Genomic DNA, 19,260 nt, shown 5'->3' on the forward strand with positions numbered 1-19,260 from the left:
GCTACGGGTGTGCGGGGACCGTCGTCAGCAGCGGTTTCGGGGACGTCTTGCCGGCCGGCGAGCCCATCGCGGTCATCGTGAGGACGAGCGCGAACGCCAGGGCGAGACCGGTCGCGGCGGCGATCAGGGCGCGCATGCCTGCCTCCCGACGGACTGGAGCCGATGGACGAACGGGAACTGATACATCGTCAGGTCCGGCACCGTAGCAACGGGTGCGCGAGATGAGAACAGGTCGTGCGCACACAACGACGGCGCCCCTTCGGCGAAAGGGCGCCGTCGTGGTCGTACGAGGAGCCGCTAGGACCCGGTGCTCTCCGAGGCGCTCGGCGACGGGCTGGGCGAGGGGGACGTCTCGGCCGGTGCCGTCACCGTCAGGTCGACGGTGAGCGTGGCGCCGCCCGCGGTGGTGATGCGGAGCTGGTAGGTGCCGGCGGTGTCGTCCGCGTAGAGCTTGGGCAGCTTGATGAGGCCGTCGGCGTCCGTCGTCAGGCCCGTGAGGGTGCGTACGGACTTGCCGTCCGCGTCCTTGAAGTAGGGGCCCTTGTCGTTCTCGGTGGCGTCGTCCGCCGACTTGATGAGGGTGGCGGTGGCCGCGACCTTGCCCGCGACGGCGTCCTTGTAGGTGGCCTTCACCTCGACCTGGTCGGCGAACTCTCCGCCCGCGACACAGGTCAGCGCGGTGGTGCTGGTGCGGACGAGGGTGTCGGCGACGCGCTCGGTGACGGTGGCCGTGTAGCCGAGGGCGGAGACAGAGCGGCCCACGACCGTGGCGCGGACGGTGAAGTCGCCGGTCTTCTCGCCCGCTTGGAGCGCGGGCGCGACGGCCACGCCGGACGCGTTGGTGACGACCGTGGCCACGCTCTCGCCGCCGGTGAAGGTGGCGTCCGTGGTGCCCACGATCGTGAAGCGGACCCGGACCTTGGCGACCGCCTTGCCGGCCTTGGTCTCCGCCTTGGTGCTGATCTTCTTGGTGAACGCCTCGCCCGCCGTCGCGGTGAGCTTGGCGGTGCCCGCGTCCTCCAGGTGGTCCACCGTGTCGGTGGGCGTCTGCGGAGGCGTCGTGGGCGGGGTGCTCGGGTCGGTCGGGTCGGCCGGCGGCGTGCTGGGGTCGGCCGGCTTCGACGGCGTCGTGGGAGGCGCCGAGGGCGTGTTCGACGGCTTCGGGTCGGGCTGGTCGTCGTCGCTGCGGTTCGACGGGATGGTGCCGGTGCCGTTCGGGATCTCGTGGGTGCCCTTGCGGTAGTACTCCAGCCACGACAGGACCGTGTGCAGATAGTCCTGCGAGTTGTTGTAGCTGAGGATCGCGTGGTTCAGGTCGGCCTGCACCGACAGGTCCCAGCCGTTGCGGCACAGGTAGTGGCCGGCGGCGAGGGCGGCGTCGTAGACGTTGTTCGGGTCCTTGACCCCGTCGTCGTTGCCGTCGCGGCCCGCCCACGCCCAGGTGGACGGGATGAACTGCATCGGCCCGACGGCCTGGTCGTAGGTGCTGTTGCCGTCGTACCGGCCGTTGTCCGTGTCCTGGATGAGCGCGAAGCCGTTGCCGTCGAGCTGCGGGCCGAGGATCGGGGTGATCGTGGTGCCGTCGGCGGTGACGTTGCCGCCGCGGGCCTGGCCCGACTCCACCTTGCCGATGGCGGCGAGCAGTTGCCAGGGCAGGTTGCAGCCGGCCTTCGACTGGGCCAGCTCGTCCGCGGCCCTCTTGTAGGCGTCCAGGACGGTCGCGGGTATGCCGGCCTCGCCGTCGCCCTGCACGACCGGGGTGCCCACGGTCGGACTCGGCGCGGGGTTGGGGCTGTTGAGCGGCGGGAGGTCCGTGTAGTACGGGGAGTTGCCGGTCGCGCCGCCCTCGTCGGAACCTGTGCCGGTGGCTTCGGGGGAGGACTGGGCGTCGGCGGCGCTGGTTCTGCCGTGGTCGTCGACCGTGGCTCCCGGTGCCTGGGACGCGGACAGCGCCGCGACCACGACCGCGGCGACCGCGGTGGTCGCCGCTCCCTTGCGCAGCCTCATGCCGAATTGCGCCGCCATAGAGTGAACCAGCCCCTCCGTTGGACGCGCCCGTGCGTCCGTCGCTGTCTGCCGCGGGCCTGTTGGGCCCACCCTGTTGTGACGATCAACCCGGTGCGTCGGTTGCCCTCGTCACGGATATCGGTGCTTTTCTCACCTGTTCGACCGCGCTCCCCCGGGTTCCACCGGCACGCCGACCCAGGCGACACTACGACAACTTCTTTTGCACGGGCACCCGTTCGTGCCCGATTTTCACCGGTTGGCCATATGAGGTTGGTGCCTTGGTGCGGCCCGCATACTGGATCGCGGCGATCACCCCTGCTGACCAGGAGCTCCCTTGCCGTTCACCCTGAGCCACGCGGCCGCCGTCCTGCCCGCCGTGCGCGCCGACGGAACGGGCCGGGGCCGACTGGTTCCGGCCGTGCTCGTGGCCGGTTCCTTCGCACCCGACATGACCTACTACGCGGCGAGTGCCCTCCCCGGGGCCATGGAATTCGGCGAATTCACGCATTCCTTCACGGGCGTCCTCACCTTCGACGTCCTGGTCTCCTGGACGCTGGTCGCCCTGTGGCTGCTCCTGCGCGAACCACTGGTGGCCCTGCTGCCCCGGTCCCGGCAGTCCCGTCCCGCCGCCCTCCTCCGGTGCGGCACGCCCCCCGCGCGCGTGGGCCCCGCTCTCCTGGCCCGGTGGTACGTCTCCGCGGTGCTCGGCGCGCTCACACACGTCGTCTGGGACGCGTTCACCCACCACGACCGCTGGGGCGTACGGCTGCTACCGGCACTGGACCGGGAGCTCGCGGGCACCCCGCTCTTCCAGTACGTCCAGTACGGCAGCTCGCTGGTGGCCGCGATCGTGATCGCCGTGTTCCTGCACCGCATGCCCACCACGGCCGGCCCCTCGGGCGTCCCCGCCCTCTCCGTGCGCGACCGTTGGTGGGCCGCCGCCGTGATCGGGGGCTGCGCGCTGGTCGCGGCGGTGCAGCGGGCGACGCGCTGGTGGGCGTACTGGGGCTCGACGGCCAGGCTCTGGGAACTCATCCCCACGGTCTGCTTCGGCGCGGGCGCGGGACTCGTGCTGGGGTTGCTCGTCTACGCCGTGGGGGTACGGGTGTGGCGGCCGGCGCCGGACGCGGAGGGCTTGGCGGGTGTGCTCACGGGGTCGAGTCGTCGGGGCGGGGACCGGCCAGCCGGATGAGGTGATCGCCCAGCAGACCGGCCCAGAGCCGCCAGGCGGACGGCTCTCCCGAGCCGGCGCCGAGGGCCGCTCGGGGCAGCCCGCGCCCCAGGACCAGAGCGGGTTCGGCAGGGATGCGGGCGGTGCTCGCGTCGGCCGCGAAGACCGGGACCGGGGTGGACGTCGGGCGGGGGCTCGCATCGGTGCTCGCCTGCGCTGACGCCGTCCGGCGGTGGAGCGTGCGTATACCCATGCCCGCATCCTTACGGGAGGACACGGACGGGGGCGCTTCTGCGGGGGCCACGTGAGTGACGGGCCCTGCGGGCGCGCGTCGGCGCCGGGCTCTGTCGCAGAGCCCCGCACCGACCCGCCCCTGCCGCCGAACCGCCGGAGGCTAGTGCGCGGCCGACTCCCAGTCCGGCCCCACGCCCACCGACACGTCCAGCGGGGCCCTCAGGTGCACGGCGTCGGCCATTTCGTGGCGGACGATCTCCTCCACCGCCGCGCGCTCGCCGGGGGCGATCTCCAGGACGATTTCGTCGTGGACCTGGAGGAGCATGCGGGAGGTGAGGTCCGCCGCGCGCAGGGCCTTGTCGACGTTCAGCATGGCGATCTTGACGATGTCGGCCGCGGTGCCCTGGATCGGCGCGTTCAGCGCCATCCGCTCGGCGGCCTCGCGGCGCTGGCGGTTGTCGCTGTTGAGGTCGGGGAGATAGCGGCGACGGCCGAACAGGGTCGCCGTGTAGCCGGTCGCCCGGGCCTCGTCGACCGCCCTGCGCAGGTAGTCGCGGACCCCGCCGAAGCGCTCGAAGTAGGTGTCCATCAGGACCCTGGCCTCGCCCGCGTCGATGTTCAGCTGCTGGGAGAGCCCGAAGGCCGACAGGCCGTACGCCAGGCCGTACGACATCGCCTTGATCTTGCGGCGCATCTCCGCGTCGACGTGGTCCTTGTCGACCGAGAAGACCTGCGCGGCCACCGTGTTGTGCAGGTCCTCGCCGGAGGTGAACGCCTCCAGGAGTCCCTCGTCCTCGGAGAGGTGGGCCATCACGCGCAGTTCGATCTGGCTGTAGTCGGCCGTCATCAGCGACTCGTAGCCCTCGCCGACCACGAAGCCCCGGCGGATCGCGCGGCCCTCGTCGGTGCGGACCGGGATGTTCTGCAGGTTCGGGTCGGTCGAGGAGAGGCGTCCGGTGGCCGCGACCGTCTGGTTGAAGGTGGTGTGGATGCGGCCGTCCGTCGCGATGGTCTTGATCAGGCCCTCGACGGTGACGCGGAGCTTGGCCTGCTCGCGGTGGCGGAGCATGATCACCGGCAGCTCGTTGTCCGTCTGGCCCGCCAGCCAGGCCAGCGCGTCGGCGTCCGTGGTGTAACCGGTCTTCGTCTTCTTGGTCTTGGGCAGGCCCAGTTCGCCGAAGAGGACCTCCTGGAGCTGCTTGGGCGAGCCCAGGTTGAACTCGTGCCCGGCCGCCGCGTGCGCCTCCTTCACCGCCTGCTGGACGGCGCCCGCGAACATCTGCTCCATGGCCTCCAGATGCGCCCGGTCGGCCGCGATGCCGTGCCGCTCCAGGCGGGCGAGCAGGGCCGAGGTCGGCAGCTCCACGTCACGCAGCAGCTCCGCGGCGCCGACCTCCTGGAGGCGGCCCTCGAAGGCCTCGCCCAGGTCGAGGACGGCACGCGCCTGGATCATCAGGGCCTCGGCCTCGGCACCCTCGTCGGTGCCGAACGCCAGCTGGCCGTCCGCCGCGGCCGCGGGGGTCAACTCGCGGCCCAGGTACTCCAGGGACAGCGCGTCCAGGTCGAAGGAGCGGCGGCCCGGCTTGACCAGGTACGCGGCGAGCGCGGTGTCCATGTCGACGCCGGCGACGCTCCAGCCGTGCTCGGCGAAGACCCGCATCGCACCCTTGACGTTGTGGAAGACCTTGGGCTTCGCCGCGTCGGCCAGCCAGCCGGCGAACGCCTTCTCGTCGGCCTCGTCCAGCTGGGTCGGGTCGAACCAGGCGGCCGCGCCGTCGGACGCGGCGAGCGCGACCTCGGCGACCGAGCCGGTGCCCAGCGCCCAGGTGTCGACCGTGGCGACCCCGAGGCCGGCGGTGCCGTGCTCGGTGAGCCAGCCGGGCAGCTCGCCCGTGCCGAGCACCGTGCCGTCGACCTCCACGCCGTCCGCGACGACCGGGGTGCCCTCGGCCTCCTCGGCGCCCGGGTCCACGGCCAGCAGCCGCTCGCGCAGCGAGGGGTTCCTGATCTCCAGGGTGTCCAGGACCAGCGCGAGCGCCTTGCGGTCGTAGGGCTCGCGCGCCAGGTCGGTGACCGCCTTGGGCAGCTCGACCGTGCGCACCATCTCCGTCAGGCGGCGGTTGAGCTTGACCGCGTCCAGGTGGTCGCGCAGGTTCTGACCCGCCTTGCCCTTCACCTCGTCGACGCGCTCGACCAACTCGGCGAAGGAACCGAACTGGTTGATCCACTTCGCCGCCGTCTTCTCACCGACTCCGGGGATGCCCGGCAGGTTGTCGGACGGGTCGCCGCGCAGGGCCGCGAAGTCGGGGTACTGCGCGGGGGTGAGGCCGTACTTCTCCTCGACCTTCTCCGGGGTGAACCGGGTCAGCTCGGAGACGCCCTTGGTCGGGTACAGCACCGTCGTGTGCTCGGAGACCAGCTGGAAGGAGTCGCGGTCACCGGTGACGATCAGCACCTCGAAGCCCTCGGCCTCGGCCTGGGTGGCGAGCGTGGCGATGACGTCGTCCGCCTCGAAGCCGTCGATCGCGAACCGCGACACGTGCATCGTGTCCAGCAGCTCGCCGATCAGCTCGACCTGGCCCTTGAACTCGTCCGGGGTCTTGGAGCGGTTCGCCTTGTACTCGGTGAACTCCTCCGAGCGCCAGGTCTTGCGGGAGACGTCGAAGGCCACCGCGAAGTGCGTGGGCTCCTCGTCACGCAGGGTGTTGGCGAGCATCGACGCGAAGCCGTAGATCGCGTTGGTCGGCTGGCCCGTCGCCGTCGTGAAGTTCTCCGCGGGCAGCGCGAAGAACGCGCGGTACGCCAGCGAATGCCCGTCCATGAGCATCAGCCTGGGACGCTTGCCGCCGGCGGTTTTCTCGGTCTTCTTCGCTGCTGTCTCTGCCACGCCCCCGATCCTGCCACGCCGCACTGACAGTCGGCCCCGCCCACCGCCGACGACGGCACGGACGGACGACCCCGGCCGTCCGCGAGCACTGCCGGTGCCGTCTACACCGACCGGGCTCCGGAGCTGTCGGCGACGGGTGAGAGGATCGATGAGGTACCCGACGTGCGCGTGTGTGAGGAGAGTGGGCGATGGCCACCAAGCCGCCTCAGGGCGATCCGGTCCAGGACGCCCCGAAGGTCGTCGAGCCCAAGCACGCGGCGGCGGGACTGCCGGCGATCGGGCACACCCTGCGCATCGCCCAGCAGCAGATGGGCGTCAGGCGCACCGCGTTGACGCTGCTGCGGGTCAACCAGAAGGACGGCTTCGACTGCCCGGGCTGCGCCTGGCCGGAGCCGGACCACCGGCACGCGGCGGAGTTCTGTGAGAACGGCGCGAAGGCGGTGGCCGAGGAGGCCACCCTGCGCCGGGTCACCCCGGAGTTCTTCGCCGCGCACCCGGTCGCCGACCTCGCGACCCGCAGCGGCTACTGGCTCGGCCAGCAGGGCCGCCTCACGCACCCCATGTACGTCCCCGAGGGCGGCACGCACTACGAACCGGTGTCCTGGGAGCGCGCCTTCGACATCGTCGCCGAGGAGCTGCACGCCCTCGCCTCCCCCGACGAGGCGCTCTTCTACACGTCCGGCCGCACCAGCAACGAGGCCGCGTTCCTCTACCAGCTCTTCGCCCGCGAGTTCGGCACGAACAACCTGCCGGACTGCTCCAACATGTGCCACGAGTCGTCCGGTTCGGCGCTCAACGAGACGATCGGCATCGGCAAGGGCAGCGTCCTGCTTGAGGACCTCTACAAGGCCGACCTGATCGTCGTCGCCGGCCAGAACCCCGGCACCAACCACCCGCGCATGCTCTCCGCCCTGGAGAAGGCCAAGGCCAACGGCGCGAAGATCATCAGCGTCAATCCGCTGCCCGAGGCGGGCCTGGAGCGCTTCAAGAACCCGCAGACCCCGCAGGGCATGCTCAAGGGCGCCGCACTCACCGACCTGTTCCTGCAGATCCGCATCGGCGGCGACCAGGCCCTGTTCCGGCTCCTCAACAAGCTGATCCTGGAGACGGAAGGCGCCGTCGACCGGGCCTTCGTCGACGAACACACCCACGGCTACGAGGAGTTCGCCGACGCCGCCCGCGCCGCCGACTGGGAGCAGACGCTCGCCGCGACGGGCCTCACGCGCGCGGAGATCGAGCAGGCGCTCGCCATGGTGCTCGCCTCCGAGCGCACCATCGTGTGCTGGGCGATGGGCCTGACCCAGCACAAGCACTCGGTGCCCACCATCCGAGAGGTCGTCAACTTCCTTCTGCTGCGCGGCAACATCGGCCGCCCGGGCGCGGGCGTGTGCCCGGTGCGCGGCCACAGCAACGTGCAGGGCGACCGCACGATGGGCATCTTCGAGCGCCCCGCGCCGGCCTTCCTGGACGCCCTGGAGAAGGAGTTCGGCTTCGCCCCGCCGCGCGAACACGGCTATGACGTCGTCCGGGCCATCGGCGCCCTGCGCGACGGCGTGGCGAAGGTCTTCTTCGCGATGGGCGGCAACTTCGTGTCCGCCTCCCCCGACACGGAGGTCACCGAGGCGGCCATGCGGCGCGCCCGGCTCACCGTGCACGTGTCGACCAAGCTCAACCGCTCGCACGCCGTCACGGGCGCGCGGGCGCTGATCCTGCCCACCCTCGGCCGCACCGAGCGCGATCTGCAGGGCGGCGGCGAGCAGTTCGTCACCGTCGAGGACTCCATGGGCATGGTGCACGCCTCCCGGGGCCGCCTGGAGCCCGCGAGCAGCCACCTGCTGTCCGAGCCGGCCATCGTGTGCCGCCTCGCCCGGCGCGTCCTGGGCGAGGAATCCCGCACTCCCTGGGAGGAGTTCGAGAAGGACTACGCGACGATCCGCGACCGCATCGCGCGCGTGATCCCCGGCTTCACCGACTTCAACGCGCGCGTGGCCCGCCCCGGAGGCTTCGCCCTCCCGCACGCCCCCCGCGACGAACGCCGCTTCCCGACGGCCACCGGCAAGGCCAACTTCACCGCCGCGCCCGTCGAGTTCCCCCAACTGCCCGAGGGCAGGCTGCTGTTGCAGACCCTGCGCTCGCACGACCAGTACAACACCACGATCTACGGCCTGGACGACCGCTACCGCGGCATCAGGAACGGCCGCCGGGTGGTGCTCGTGAACGCCGAGGACGCGCGCGTGCTGGGCATCGCCGACGGGTCCTACGTCGATCTGGTCGGCGAGTGGAAGGACGGCGTCGAGCGGCGCGCGCCGGGCTTCCGGGTCGTGCACTACCCGACGGCGCGGGGATGCGCGGCCGCGTACTACCCGGAGACCAACGTCCTGGTGCCGCTCGACGCCACCGCGGACACCAGCAACACCCCGGCCAGCAAGTCCGTGGTCGTCCGTCTGGAACAATCGACCACCGACTGAGCGTTTGCTCAGCCGACAGGTCCCCGCGTCAGGCGTACGAGAACGGAGCCGGCCCCATGGGCGAGCAGCAGCACGTGAAGTTCCCGCAGGAAGTCATCGACGAGTACGCGGCGCTGGGCGTCGACCTGCCGGCTCTGTTCTCCGCGGGGCACCTGGGCACCCGGATGGGCGTCCAGATCCTGGAAGCCTCCGTGGACCGCGTCGTCGGCACCATGCCGGTGGAGGGCAACACCCAGCCGTACGGGCTCCTGCACGGCGGCGCCTCCGCGGTGCTGGCCGAGACCCTCGGCTCGGTCGGGTCGATGCTGCACGGCGGCAGCTCCAAGATCGCGGTCGGCGTCGACCTGAACTGCACCCACCACCGCGGCGCCCGCTCCGGCCTGGTGACCGGCGTGGCCACGCCCGTGCACCGGGGGCGCTCGACGGCGACGTACGAGATCGTGATCAGTGACGAGGAGGGCCGGCGGGTGTGCACCGCGCGGCTGACCTGTCTGCTGCGGGACGTGCGCCCCGGGGACGGGGAGCACGTGCGCGCCGCCGGCTGACCGGTACCGCCCACCGGCACAGCGTCTTTCCAGCTCCGGCGCCCTGACCTACCGTTTCCCCATGGGGCTGCGGTCATGAGCGGCATCGGGCCCGTCGAACCCGTCAACGGGCCCGAGGCGGACGAGAGTGACGACGTCATCGGCTCCGACGCGCCGCGTCTCGCCGACCGGTTCAGGGACCGTCGTCCCACAAGGAGCCTCGCCGAGCACTGGGGCGCGCTGCCGCCCAGGACCCGCGGGGTCGTCCTCGCCGCGGGTGTGATCGCCGTGGCGGCGGCCGGAGTTGTGCTGCTGCCGACCGCCGGCGCCCCCGACCGGGCCGAGCCGCCCGAGCCCCTCCCGTATCCCGCGAACGTCACCGTCTGGGAGTACCTGGGACGCACCGCCCCTCCCGCCGCCCCCGACTCCCGTGCCACCAGCGGCCTCTTCCGGTTCGCCGTGTCCGTCGACCACGGGCCGCCGGTCACCGTGCGGGTCGACGGCGCCGCCTTCCCCGGCCTCACCGCACACGTCGCACCCGAGCGGAGTTTCACCGTGCGCGCCGGGACGCCCCGGCGGATCACCGTCGAAATATCCGTATCCGACTGTTCGGGACTGCCCCGGAACGCGGAGCTACCTTTTCTTGACGTAACGCTGCGTAACACACGCGCAATACAACGCCACAGCTTCATCTTCGACGGCGGGTACGCCCGGGACCTCTCCGAGCTCCTGCACGGGGCCTGCGGACCGGCAACCTTGCGACCAGGCCCGCGGCCAACCGGAAGTGCGGGTTCTCAGAATGCGGACTGAGCAGAAAATCCGCCAAAACGGCTGAGAGCCCGCTTTCGCCGGGCTTCTCCCGCATCACGGCATAACAAGAAAGTCACAAGCGCGGCTACGGCGATGCCGCCGCCTACAGACGGGCTTAGAGTCACGGCCAGTCACCGCTCCATCGGGAGTTCGGTACCAGAGGCATCTGCCGCCCTCACCCAGGCGAGCGGGCTGCGAAAGGACTGATTGTGCGACAGCGTTCCTTGGTGATACTTACCTCCGTTCTTGCGAGTGGAGCTCTGACCCTCACCGCCTGCGGGTCCCGAGACGACAGCGGTGACAAGAGCGACGGCGGCACCACGACCTACACGATCGGCGTGGACGCCCCGCTCTCCGGCGAGAACTCCACCACCGGCCTCGGCATCCAGTACGGCGTTCAGGTCGCCGTCGACGACGCCAACAAGAACAACTGGGTCCCGGGCGTCAAGTTCAAGGTCAAGGCCCTGGACGACAAGGCCCAGCCCGCCAGCGGCCAGCAGAACGCCACGGCCCTGGTCGGCGACAAGAGCGTCATCGGCACCGTCGGCCCGCTGAACTCCGGCGTGGCCCAGTCGATGCAGCAGGTCTTCGCCTCCGCCAACATGGTCGAGATCTCCCCCTCGAACACCAACCCCGAGCTGACCCAGGGCAAGAACTGGCAGACGGCCAAGAAGCGGCCGTACAAGACGTACTTCCGCACCGCCACCACCGACGAGCTGCAGGGCAGCTTCGCCGCCGACTACGCGTACAACGGCCTCAAGAAGAAGAAGGCCTTCGTCGTCGACGACAAGCAGACCTACGGCGCCGGCCTCGCCAAGATCTTCGGCGAGAAGTTCAAGGGCCTCGGCGGCACGGTCGTCCAGACCGACCACGTCAACACCGGTGACAAGGACTTCGGTTCGCTCGTCACCAAGATCAAGAACTCCGGCGCCGACCTGCTCTACTACGGCGGCCAGTACGACGAGTCCTCGCTGATCACCAAGCAGCTCAAGGACGCCGGCGTGAAGATCCCGCTGTTCGGCGGTGACGGCATGTTCGCCTCGACCTACATCGAGACCGCGGGCAAGGCCTCCGAGGGCGACCTCGCCACCTCCGTCGGCGTCCCGGTCGACACCCTGCCGGCCGCCAAGCAGTTCGTGGACACCTACAAGGCCAAGGGCTACAAGGGTGACTACGGCGCCTACGGCGGTTACTCCTACGACGCCGCCTCGGCGATCATCAAGGCGCTGAAGGCCGTCAAGGACGCCAACGGCGACAAGCTGCCCAGCGACATCAACGACATCCGCTCCAAGCTCATCCCCGAGGTCCAGAAGTCGGACTTCGAGGGCATCACCGGCAAGGTCTCCTTCGACCAGTACGGTGACACCGGCAACAAGCAGCTCACGGTCTACCAGGTCACGAACGGTGAGTGGAAGGCTGTCAAGACGGGCACCGCGGGCTGATCTGTCAGCCCCAGCACGTCGCACCACGGGCCGCGCGGAAGGAGGATCCCGACCGCGCGGCCCGTTTCCACACCCAGACCTTGTACACGCCCCGTGCACACCACCACCGAATCTGTGCACACGACCCAGCGACATGGAGGCCATGCGGTGAACACCCTGCCGCAGCAGCTGGCCAACGGGCTGCTTCTAGGCTCGATGTACGGGCTGATCGCCATCGGCTACACGATGGTGTACGGCATCGTCCAGCTCATCAACTTCGCGCACGGCGAGATCTTCATGACCGGGGCCTTCGGCGCCCTCACGGTCTACCTCTACATCCTCCCCGACGGCACCAACCTGGCCGTCGCCGTCCCCCTGATGCTGATAGGCGGTGCGATCGTCGCCGTCCTCATCGCCGTCGGAGCGGAACGGTTCGCCTACCGACCACTGCGCGGAGCACCACGCCTGGCACCGCTCATCACCGCCATCGGTCTCTCCCTGGCCCTCCAGGAACTGGTACGCAACTTCTACCCCGGTGCCGACCGCGCCCGCGCCTTCCCCGGCCTGGACACCACGCACGACATCGGCTCCGTCACCATCAAGGACGCCGACATCTTCCTCGTCGTCGCCGCCATCGTCTGCATGTCGGGCCTCGCCTGGTTCGTGCGCAAGAGCCGGACCGGCCGCGCGATGCAGGCCACCGCGCAGGACCCGGACACCGCGCAGCTGATGGGCATCGACACCAACCGCATCATCGTCATCGCCTTCGCCATCGGCGGTCTCTTCGCCGCCGTCGCCGCGGTCGCCTACGGCCTCAAGTACGGCAGCATCGACTACCGCATGGGCTTCCTGATGGGCCTGAAGGCCTTCACCGCGGCCGTCCTCGGTGGCATCGGCAACATCTACGGCGCCATGCTCGGCGGTATCGTCCTCGGCGTCGCCGAGACCCTCGCCTCCGCCTACATCGACGGCATCCCCGGCATGGACAAGCTCGGCGGTCAGAGCTGGGCCAACGTCTGGGCCTTCGTTCTTCTCATCCTCGTGCTCCTGTTCAGGCCTCAGGGGCTGCTCGGTGAGCGCGTCGCGGACAGGGCGTGATCAGCGTGACCGAGACGACCAAGACCCCGTCCGCGGACACCGCCACGCGCGGTCTGATCCCCCTGCCCCTGTCCGCCGCCCGCGCGCTCCTCCTCGTCGGCGGCATCGCCACGGCGGCCTCCGCGTTCCTGAAGTGGACGTGGACCTCCGAGTTCCCCGGCGACCTCACCGTCACCGGCTACCCGGGCGGCCTGCAGTGGCTCACCTTCACCGCAGGTGTCCTCACCGCCCTCTTCGCGCTCGCCACGTACGGCATCCGCGGCCTCGGCTGGCTGCTGCCCGCCCGTAACAACGCGCCCCTGGTGCTGCTGGCCCTCGGCGGTTTCGGCACCACCTGGTACACGGTCATCGCGATCGCCACCAAGCTCGACGGCCTCGCCAACCTGGAGCCCGGCGGCTGGGTCGCCGCCGTCGCCTCCCTGCTGCCCGTCCTCGGCGCCCTCGCCCTCCCGGAGCAGCACGGCGAGACCGTCAAGGACACGCTCAAGGCGTACATCGCCAAGCCCGACCGCATCCCCGCCGCCGCGCCCACCTCCGCCTGGATCCAGCGGGCCGTGATCACGGTGGTCAGCATCATCGGGCTCGCCGTCTTCACCTACGGCATCGACACCGAGTACGGCGAGCTCTTCGTCGGCTACCTCATCGTCGTCGTCTTCGCGCTGTGGGCGATGCACACCGCCGGTCTGGTGGACCGGTTCTCCCAGATCGTCGCCGCGAACCGCAGCTTCGCCCTCGCCATGGGCTTCGTCGCGGCCATCGCCTTCCCGTTCACCCAGACCGACGACCACTACGCCAACATCGGCGTGAACATCCTGATCTTCGGGACGGTCGCCCTGGGCCTGAACATCGTCGTCGGCCTCGCCGGCCTCCTGGACCTCGGATACGTCGCCTTCCTCGGCGTCGGCGCCTACACCGCGGCCCTGGTCTCCGGCTCGGAGTTCTCCAAGTTCTCCGGCGTCCAGTTCCCCTTCTGGGCCGCCGCCCTCGCCGGTGCCGCCGCCTCGCTGATCTTCGGCGTGCTCATCGGCGCACCGACCCTGCGGCTGCGCGGCGACTACCTGGCCATCGTCACCCTCGGCTTCGGAGAGATCTTCCGTATCGCCGTGAACAACATGGACGGCCAGTCCGGACCGGACATCACCAACGGCCCCAACGGCATCCCGTCCATCCCGGACCTGTCGTTCTTCGGCTTCAACTTCGGCAACCCGCACGACATCGGCGGCATCACCCTCGGCCGCTTCGCCAACTACTACCTGCTGATGGTCCTGATCATGGCCCTCGTGGTCCTGATCTACACCCGGGCCGCCGACTCCCGTATCGGCCGCTCCTGGATCGCCATCCGCGAGGACGAGACCGCCGCCACCGCCATGGGCATCAACGGCTTCCGGGTCAAGCTGATCGCCTTCGCGCTCGGCGCCTCCCTGGCCGGCCTCGCCGGTACGGTCAGCGCGCACGTGACGTACAGCGTGGTGCCCAACCCGTACCAGTTCGCCGGTTCCACCCCGCCCAACTCGGCCTTCCTTCTCGCCGCCGTCGTACTCGGCGGCATGGGCACGGTCGCGGGCCCGCTGCTCGGCGCGGCGCTGCTCTACCTGCTCCCGGAGAAGCTCGTCTTCCTCCAGGACAAGTCGCTGCTCGCCTTCGGCATCGCGCTCATCCTCCTGATGCGCTTCCGCCCCGAGGGCATCATCGCCAACCGCCGCCGACAGCTCGAGTTCCACGAGACCGGCCAACTCGACGTACCAGACACCGAAACGCTCAGCGACGAGCCGGCCGTCACGAAGACAGGGGCGTAGGAGCCATGACGACACCTGTACTCGAAGCCCGCGACGTCACCATGCGCTTCGGCGGCCTGACCGCCGTGCGTTCGGTCGACTTCACCGTCAACTCCGGTGAGATCGTGGGTCTGATCGGCCCGAACGGCGCCGGCAAGACAACGTTCTTCAACTGCCTGACCGGCCTGTACATCCCGACGGAGGGCACGGTCTCCTACAAGGGGACCGTCCTGCCGCCGAAGCCGCACCTGGTGACGAAGGCGGGCATCGCCCGTACGTTCCAGAACATCCGGCTGTTCGCGAACATGACCGTCCTGGAGAACGTCCTGGTCGGCCGGCACACGCGGACGAAGGAAGGCCTCTGGTCGGCGCTGCTGCGCGGGCCCGGCTTCAAGCGGGCCGAGCGCGCCAGCGAGGAACGGGCCATGGAACTCCTGGAGTTCATCGGTCTCGCCCACAAGCGCGACCACCTCGCCCGCAACCTCCCCTACGGCGAGCAGCGCAAGCTGGAGATCGCCCGGGCACTGGCGTCCGAGCCCGGTCTGCTGCTGCTCGACGAGCCGACGGCCGGCATGAACCCGCAGGAGACGCGGGCGACGGAGGAACTCGTCTTCGCCATCCGCGACAAGGGCGTCGCCGTGCTCGTCATCGAGCACGACATGCGCTTCATCTTCAACCTCTGCGACCGCGTCGCCGTCCTCGTCCAGGGCGAGAAGCTGGTCGAGGGCACCTCCGAGGTCGTCCAGGCCGACGAGCGGGTCATCGCGGCCTACCTGGGCGAGCCCTTCGAGGGCGACCCCGGGGCGGCCGACGCCCCGGAGAACGCCGCCGCGGAGGCCGGCGCCGTCGCGGACAGCACCCCCGGCACCACAAAGGGAGACGTCCAGTGACCACGCTGCTCGAGGTCGAGGACCTCCGCGTCGCCTACGGCAAGATCGAGGCCGTGAAGGGCATCTCCTTCAAGGTCGAGGCCGGCCAGGTCGTCACCCTCATCGGCACCAACGGCGCCGGCAAGACGACGACCCTGCGCACCCTCTCGGGGCTGCTGAAGCCCAGCGGCGGCAAGATCACGTTCGAGGGACAGCCGCTCAACGGCGTCGCCGCGCACAAGATTGTCGCGCTGGGCCTGGCCCACTCCCCCGAGGGCCGGCACATCTTTCCGCGCCTGACCATCGAGGACAACCTCCGGCTCGGCGCCTTCCTCCGCAAGGACAAGGACGGCATCGAGAAGGACATCCAGCGTGCCTACGACCTCTTCTCGATCCTCGGGGAGCGGCGCAAGCAGGCCGCGGGCACCCTCTCGGGCGGTGAGCAGCAGATGCTGGCGATGGGCCGCGCGCTCATGTCCCAGCCCAAGCTGCTCATGCTGGACGAGCCCTCCATGGGTCTGTCGCCGATCATGATGCAGAAGATCATGGCGACGATCGTCGAGCTGAAGTCCCAGGGCACGACGATCCTGCTGGTCGAGCAGAACGCGCAGGCGGCCCTGTCGCTGGCCGACCAGGGTCACGTCATGGAGGTCGGCAACATCGTCCTGTCCGGCACCGGCCAGGACCTGCTGCACGACGAGTCGGTACGCAAGGCGTACCTGGGCGAGGACTAGCCGCCCCTCGCACGACCACGGAGGCCCGCACCCTGTCAGGGGGTGCGGGCCTCCGTCATGTCCGGCCAGGGGTTGTCGTCCGGATCAACCCCTCGGGCTCAGCCCTTGCTGTTCTTCTTCTCGTCGGCGTCCAGGATGACCGCCTCGGCGACCTGCTGCATCGACATCCGGCGGTCCATGGAGGTCTTCTGGATCCAGCGGAACGCGGCGGGCTCGGTCAGCCCGTACGCGGTCTGCAGGATGGACTTCGCGCGGTCGACCAGCTTCCGCGTCTCCAGACGCTGGCTGAGGTCGGCGACCTCCTTCTCCAGCTCCTTCAGCTCGGTGAAGCGGGAGACGGCCATCTCGATCGCCGGTACGACGTCGCTCTTGCTGAACGGCTTGACCAGGTACGCCATCGCGCCGGCGTCCCGGGCCCGCTCGACGAGGTCGCGCTGCGAGAACGCGGTGAGCATCAGGACCGGGGCGATGCGCTCCTCGGCGATCTTCTCGGCGGCGGAGATGCCGTCCAGCTTGGGCATCTTCACGTCGAGGATGACCAGGTCGGGCCGGTGCTCGCGGGCCAGCTCGATCGCCTGCTCGCCGTCACCGGCCTCGCCGACGACGCTGTAGCCCTCTTCCTCCAGCATCTCCTTGAGGTCGAGGCGGATCAGCGCCTCGTCCTCGGCGATGACGACACGGGTCGTCAGCGGAGGCACGTGCGACTTGTCGTCGTCGGGCGCGTCCACGGGCTGGGGCGACTCGGGGGCGGTCACGGGGGCTCCTCGTTCAGGGCGGGGTGCTGCTGACAAGAGCCTACCTAGCTGCGATATGGTGGACGCGCGGAGGGTCGGGGGAAACCTTTGATTCCGCGAGCCCCGGTAGCCCAATTGGCAGCAGGCAACGGATTCAAAACCCGTACAGTGTCGGTTCGAGTCCGACTCGGGGCACTTTTCCTTCGAAACGAAGGTCAGGAGCGGAAGCGGACGTCCACGTTCTGGTGGACATCCGCTTTTTTCGCGTGTCGCCGGGACAGCTCTCGCACAGTGTCCACATGTACGACATGAGCACACGCAGGCGGGTACTCGCACTGGTCGCCGAGGGCCGCAGCCTGAATTCCGTGAGCCGGGAAACCGGAGTCTCGCGTGCGGCGATTCGCTCCTGGCAGCAACGGCTTGAACCGCTGCCCCGCATCGCCTCCCCCGACGCCGGACCACCCGCCGACCATCACGCCTACGCCTACCTGCTGGGGCTCTACCTCGGTGACGGCTGTATCAGCGCGCACCCCCGAGGGACGGGCCATTACCTCAGGATCGCCTGTGCCGACGCATGGCCAGGGCTGATCCAGCTGTGCCGCGAGGCCATCACCAAAGTGCGCCCCGGCGTCGGCGTCCACTGCCTCCAGAAGGTGGGATACACGATGGTGACCAGCTACTCCCGGCACTGGCCACGGCTCTTCCCCCAGCACGGGCCCGGCAAGAAACACGAGCGTCCGATCGCCCTCGCCACCTGGCAGCAGGACATCGTCGACGCCCATCCATGGGAATTCATCCGCGGACTCATCCACTCCGACGGTTGCCGGGCCACCAACAGCACGACCCGTCTCGTCAACGGTGAGCGGAAGCGTTACGAATATCCCCGATACTTCTTCACCAATCTCTCTGCGGACATCAGGCGGCTCTACACCGACACTCTCGACAGGGTCGGAGTCGATTGGAAGCGGGCGAACGCCTACAACGTCTCCGTCGCCCGCAAAGCCTCCGTCGCCCTCATGGACACCCACGTGGGCCCCAAACACTGACCCCGCCCCGCGAGTCGCTACTTCGGGCTGTCGTCCTCGCCGATGTGGTGCACCCGGACCAGGTTCGTCGCGCCGGAGACCCCGGGCGGGGAGCCCGCCGTGATGACGACGATGTCGCCCTTCTCGCAGCGGCCGAACTTCAGGAGCAGTTCGTCGACCTGGTCGACCATGGCGTCGGTGGAGTCGACGTGCGGGCCGAGGAAGGTCTCGATGCCCCAGGTGAGGTTGAGCTGGGAGCGGGTGGCCGGCTCCGGGGTGAAGGCCAGCATCGGGATCGGCGAGCGGTAGCGGGACAGCCGGCGGGCCGTGTCGCCGGACTGGGTGAAGGCGACCAGGAATTTGGCGCCGAGGAAGTCGCCCATCTCCGCCGCCGCGCGGGCCACCGCGCCGCCCTGGGTGCGGGGCTTGTTCCGCTCGGTCAGCGGCGGCAGGCCCTTGGCGAGGATGTCCTCCTCGGCGGCCTCGACGATCCGGGACATGGTGCTGACGGTCGCGACCGGGTACTTGCCGACGCTGGTCTCGCCGGACAGCATCACCGCGTCCGCGCCGTCGATCACCGCGTTCGCCACGTCGCTCGCCTCGGCCCTGGTGGGGCGGGAGTTCTCGATCATCGAGTCGAGCATCTGGGTGGCCACGATGACCGGCTTGGCGTTGCGCTTCGCCAGTTTGATCGCGCGCTTCTGGACGATCGGGACCTGCTCCAGGGGCATTTCGACGCCGAGGTCGCCTCGGGCGACCATGATGCCGTCGAAGGCGGCGACGATGTCGTCGATCGCGTCCACGGCCTGCGGTTTCTCGACCTTGGCGATCACCGGGAGGCGGCGGCCCTCCTCGTCCATGATCCGGTGGACGGCGTCGATGTCCTTGCCGCTGCGGACGAAGGAGAGGGCGATGACGTCGCAGCCGATGCGCAGGGCCCAGCGGAGGTCGGCCTCGTCCTTGTCGGAGAGGGCGGGGACGGAGACGGCGACGCCGGGGAGGTTGAGGCCCTTGTGGTCGGAGACCATGCCGCCCTCGACGACGGTGGTGTGGACGCGGGGGCCGTCGACGGCGGTGACTTCGAGGCAGACCTTGCCGTCGTCGACCAGGACGCGCTCACCGGGGGTGACGTCGCCCGCGAGTCCGGCGTAGGTGGTGCCGCAGGAGCTGCGGTCGCCCTCGGCGCCTTCCTCGACGGTGATGGTGAAGGTGTCTCCGCGTTCAAGGAGTACCGGGCCCTCGGTGAAGCGGCCGAGTCGGATCTTCGGGCCTTGAAGGTCGGCGAGGATTCCGACGCTGCGGCCGGTCTCGTCCGAGGCCTTTCGCACGCGCTGGTAGCGCTCCTCGTGCTCGGCGTAGCCGCCGTGGCTGAGGTTGAGTCGGGCGACGTCCATTCCGGCTTCGACCAGTGCCTTGATCTGGTCGTACGAGTCGGTGGCGGGCCCCAGAGTACAGACGATTTTTGCTCGGCGCATGATTCGAGCCTAGGCCTTACCGGCCAGT

16 protein-coding genes and 1 tRNA gene are annotated in these 19,260 nt (G+C 69.7%); 11 read left to right on the forward strand and 6 right to left on the reverse strand.

What is annotated here, in order from left to right:
- Position 1 precedes the first annotated feature (1 nt).
- Positions 2 to 136, reverse strand: coding sequence for an SPW_0924 family protein (locus tag ACIQI8_RS11045; protein ID WP_124004370.1), 135 nt, complete (start codon positions 134 to 136; stop codon positions 2 to 4).
- Between the two features lie 161 nt (positions 137 to 297).
- A complete protein-coding gene (locus tag ACIQI8_RS11050; RefSeq protein WP_402347338.1) occupies positions 298 to 2,025 on the reverse strand; it encodes a lytic transglycosylase domain-containing protein in 1,728 nt (575 codons plus the stop codon).
- Positions 2,026 to 2,341: 316 nt separating this feature from the next.
- Here ACIQI8_RS11050 and ACIQI8_RS11055 point away from each other — a divergent pair, with 316 nt between their 5' ends.
- The gene (locus tag ACIQI8_RS11055; RefSeq protein ID WP_402347341.1) at positions 2,342 to 3,199 is read left to right on the forward strand and encodes a DUF4184 family protein; all 858 of its coding nucleotides are present in this window, start codon (positions 2,342 to 2,344) and stop codon (positions 3,197 to 3,199) included.
- On the opposite strand, the gene ACIQI8_RS11060 is transcribed toward ACIQI8_RS11055, so the two are convergent.
- A complete protein-coding gene (locus ACIQI8_RS11060; RefSeq protein ID WP_402347344.1) occupies positions 3,156 to 3,431 on the reverse strand; it encodes a hypothetical protein in 276 nt (91 codons plus the stop codon). The two genes, ACIQI8_RS11055 and ACIQI8_RS11060, sit on opposite strands and share 44 nt — an antisense overlap.
- Positions 3,432 to 3,572: 141 nt before the next feature.
- Complete coding sequence (gene polA, locus ACIQI8_RS11065) at positions 3,573 to 6,299, reverse strand: DNA polymerase I (RefSeq protein WP_402347347.1); 2,727 nt, start codon at positions 6,297 to 6,299, stop codon at positions 3,573 to 3,575.
- A gap of 188 nt (positions 6,300 to 6,487) precedes the next feature.
- On the opposite strand from polA, the gene ACIQI8_RS11070 reads away from it, so the two are divergent.
- The 8 genes from ACIQI8_RS11070 to ACIQI8_RS11105 all read left to right on the forward strand — a co-directional run bounded on the left by ACIQI8_RS11070 (position 6,488) and on the right by ACIQI8_RS11105 (position 15,998).
- Positions 6,488 to 8,767 (forward strand): FdhF/YdeP family oxidoreductase, encoded by a 2,280-nt coding sequence (locus ACIQI8_RS11070; RefSeq protein ID WP_402347350.1) that lies wholly within the window; start codon positions 6,488 to 6,490, stop codon positions 8,765 to 8,767.
- Between the two features lie 56 nt (positions 8,768 to 8,823).
- Positions 8,824 to 9,312 (forward strand): hotdog fold thioesterase, encoded by a 489-nt coding sequence (locus tag ACIQI8_RS11075; RefSeq protein WP_402347353.1) that lies wholly within the window; start codon positions 8,824 to 8,826, stop codon positions 9,310 to 9,312.
- A gap of 75 nt (positions 9,313 to 9,387) precedes the next feature.
- On the forward strand, positions 9,388 to 10,101 hold the full coding sequence (locus tag ACIQI8_RS11080) for a hypothetical protein (RefSeq protein WP_402347356.1): 714 nt from the start codon (positions 9,388 to 9,390) through the stop codon (positions 10,099 to 10,101).
- A 224-nt stretch (positions 10,102 to 10,325) separates the two neighbouring features.
- Positions 10,326 to 11,543 (forward strand): branched-chain amino acid ABC transporter substrate-binding protein, encoded by a 1,218-nt coding sequence (locus ACIQI8_RS11085; protein WP_402350363.1) that lies wholly within the window; start codon positions 10,326 to 10,328, stop codon positions 11,541 to 11,543.
- A 147-nt stretch (positions 11,544 to 11,690) separates the two neighbouring features.
- Positions 11,691 to 12,620, forward strand: coding sequence for a branched-chain amino acid ABC transporter permease (locus ACIQI8_RS11090; RefSeq protein ID WP_402347358.1), 930 nt, complete (start codon positions 11,691 to 11,693; stop codon positions 12,618 to 12,620).
- A 5-nt stretch (positions 12,621 to 12,625) separates the two neighbouring features.
- On the forward strand, positions 12,626 to 14,416 hold the full coding sequence (locus ACIQI8_RS11095) for a branched-chain amino acid ABC transporter permease (RefSeq protein ID WP_402347361.1): 1,791 nt from the start codon (positions 12,626 to 12,628) through the stop codon (positions 14,414 to 14,416).
- A gap of 5 nt (positions 14,417 to 14,421) precedes the next feature.
- A complete protein-coding gene (locus ACIQI8_RS11100; RefSeq protein ID WP_402347363.1) occupies positions 14,422 to 15,285 on the forward strand; it encodes an ABC transporter ATP-binding protein in 864 nt (287 codons plus the stop codon).
- Positions 15,282 to 15,998 carry an ABC transporter ATP-binding protein gene (locus ACIQI8_RS11105; protein ID WP_402347366.1) on the forward strand — a complete coding sequence of 239 codons (717 nt, stop codon included), beginning with the start codon at positions 15,282 to 15,284 and terminating at the stop codon, positions 15,996 to 15,998. The genes ACIQI8_RS11100 and ACIQI8_RS11105 overlap by 4 nt, the downstream gene beginning before the upstream one ends.
- A 98-nt stretch (positions 15,999 to 16,096) precedes the next feature.
- Here ACIQI8_RS11105 and ACIQI8_RS11110 read toward each other — a convergent pair whose 3' ends face one another.
- Positions 16,097 to 16,753 carry an ANTAR domain-containing response regulator gene (locus ACIQI8_RS11110; RefSeq protein WP_402347369.1) on the reverse strand — a complete coding sequence of 219 codons (657 nt, stop codon included), beginning with the start codon at positions 16,751 to 16,753 and terminating at the stop codon, positions 16,097 to 16,099.
- A gap of 99 nt (positions 16,754 to 16,852) precedes the next feature.
- Here ACIQI8_RS11110 and ACIQI8_RS11115 point away from each other — a divergent pair.
- Both ACIQI8_RS11115 and ACIQI8_RS11120 read left to right on the forward strand, forming a co-directional pair.
- Positions 16,853 to 16,927 (forward strand) — tRNA-Leu (locus ACIQI8_RS11115).
- A 104-nt stretch (positions 16,928 to 17,031) separates the two neighbouring features.
- Positions 17,032 to 17,778: a hypothetical protein gene (locus ACIQI8_RS11120; RefSeq protein ID WP_402347372.1), complete on the forward strand. Its 747-nt coding sequence runs from the start codon at positions 17,032 to 17,034 to the stop codon at positions 17,776 to 17,778.
- A 17-nt stretch (positions 17,779 to 17,795) separates the two neighbouring features.
- Here the strand turns inward: ACIQI8_RS11120 and pyk are convergent, their stop codons facing one another.
- The gene (gene pyk / locus ACIQI8_RS11125) at positions 17,796 to 19,232 is read right to left on the reverse strand and encodes a pyruvate kinase (RefSeq protein ID WP_402347375.1); all 1,437 of its coding nucleotides are present in this window, start codon (positions 19,230 to 19,232) and stop codon (positions 17,796 to 17,798) included.
- Between the last annotated feature and the right edge of the window lie 28 nt (positions 19,233 to 19,260).

Origin of the sequence: Streptomyces sp. NPDC092369 (genome assembly GCF_044755245.1) — a bacterium.
Taxonomy (GTDB): domain Bacteria; phylum Actinomycetota; class Actinomycetes; order Streptomycetales; family Streptomycetaceae; genus Streptomyces.

Bases quoted from the DNA above. Each gene is read 5' to 3' on its own strand.
- ACIQI8_RS11045 (WP_124004370.1), bottom strand. From the start codon at position 136: ATGCGCGCCCTGATCGCCGCCGCGACCGGTCTCGCCCTGGCGTTCGCG.
- ACIQI8_RS11050 (WP_402347338.1), bottom strand. From the start codon at position 2,025: ATGGCGGCGCAATTCGGCATGAGGCTGCGCAAGGGAGCGGCGACCACC.
- ACIQI8_RS11060 (WP_402347344.1), bottom strand. From the start codon at position 3,431: ATGGGTATACGCACGCTCCACCGCCGGACGGCGTCAGCGCAGGCGAGC.
- ACIQI8_RS11070 (WP_402347350.1), top strand. From the start codon at position 6,488: ATGGCCACCAAGCCGCCTCAGGGCGATCCGGTCCAGGACGCCCCGAAG.
- ACIQI8_RS11075 (WP_402347353.1), top strand. From the start codon at position 8,824: ATGGGCGAGCAGCAGCACGTGAAGTTCCCGCAGGAAGTCATCGACGAG.
- ACIQI8_RS11080 (WP_402347356.1), top strand. From the start codon at position 9,388: ATGAGCGGCATCGGGCCCGTCGAACCCGTCAACGGGCCCGAGGCGGAC.
- ACIQI8_RS11100 (WP_402347363.1), top strand. From the start codon at position 14,422: ATGACGACACCTGTACTCGAAGCCCGCGACGTCACCATGCGCTTCGGC.
- ACIQI8_RS11120 (WP_402347372.1), top strand. From the start codon at position 17,032: ATGTACGACATGAGCACACGCAGGCGGGTACTCGCACTGGTCGCCGAG.
- pyk (WP_402347375.1), bottom strand. From the start codon at position 19,232: ATGCGCCGAGCAAAAATCGTCTGTACTCTGGGGCCCGCCACCGACTCG.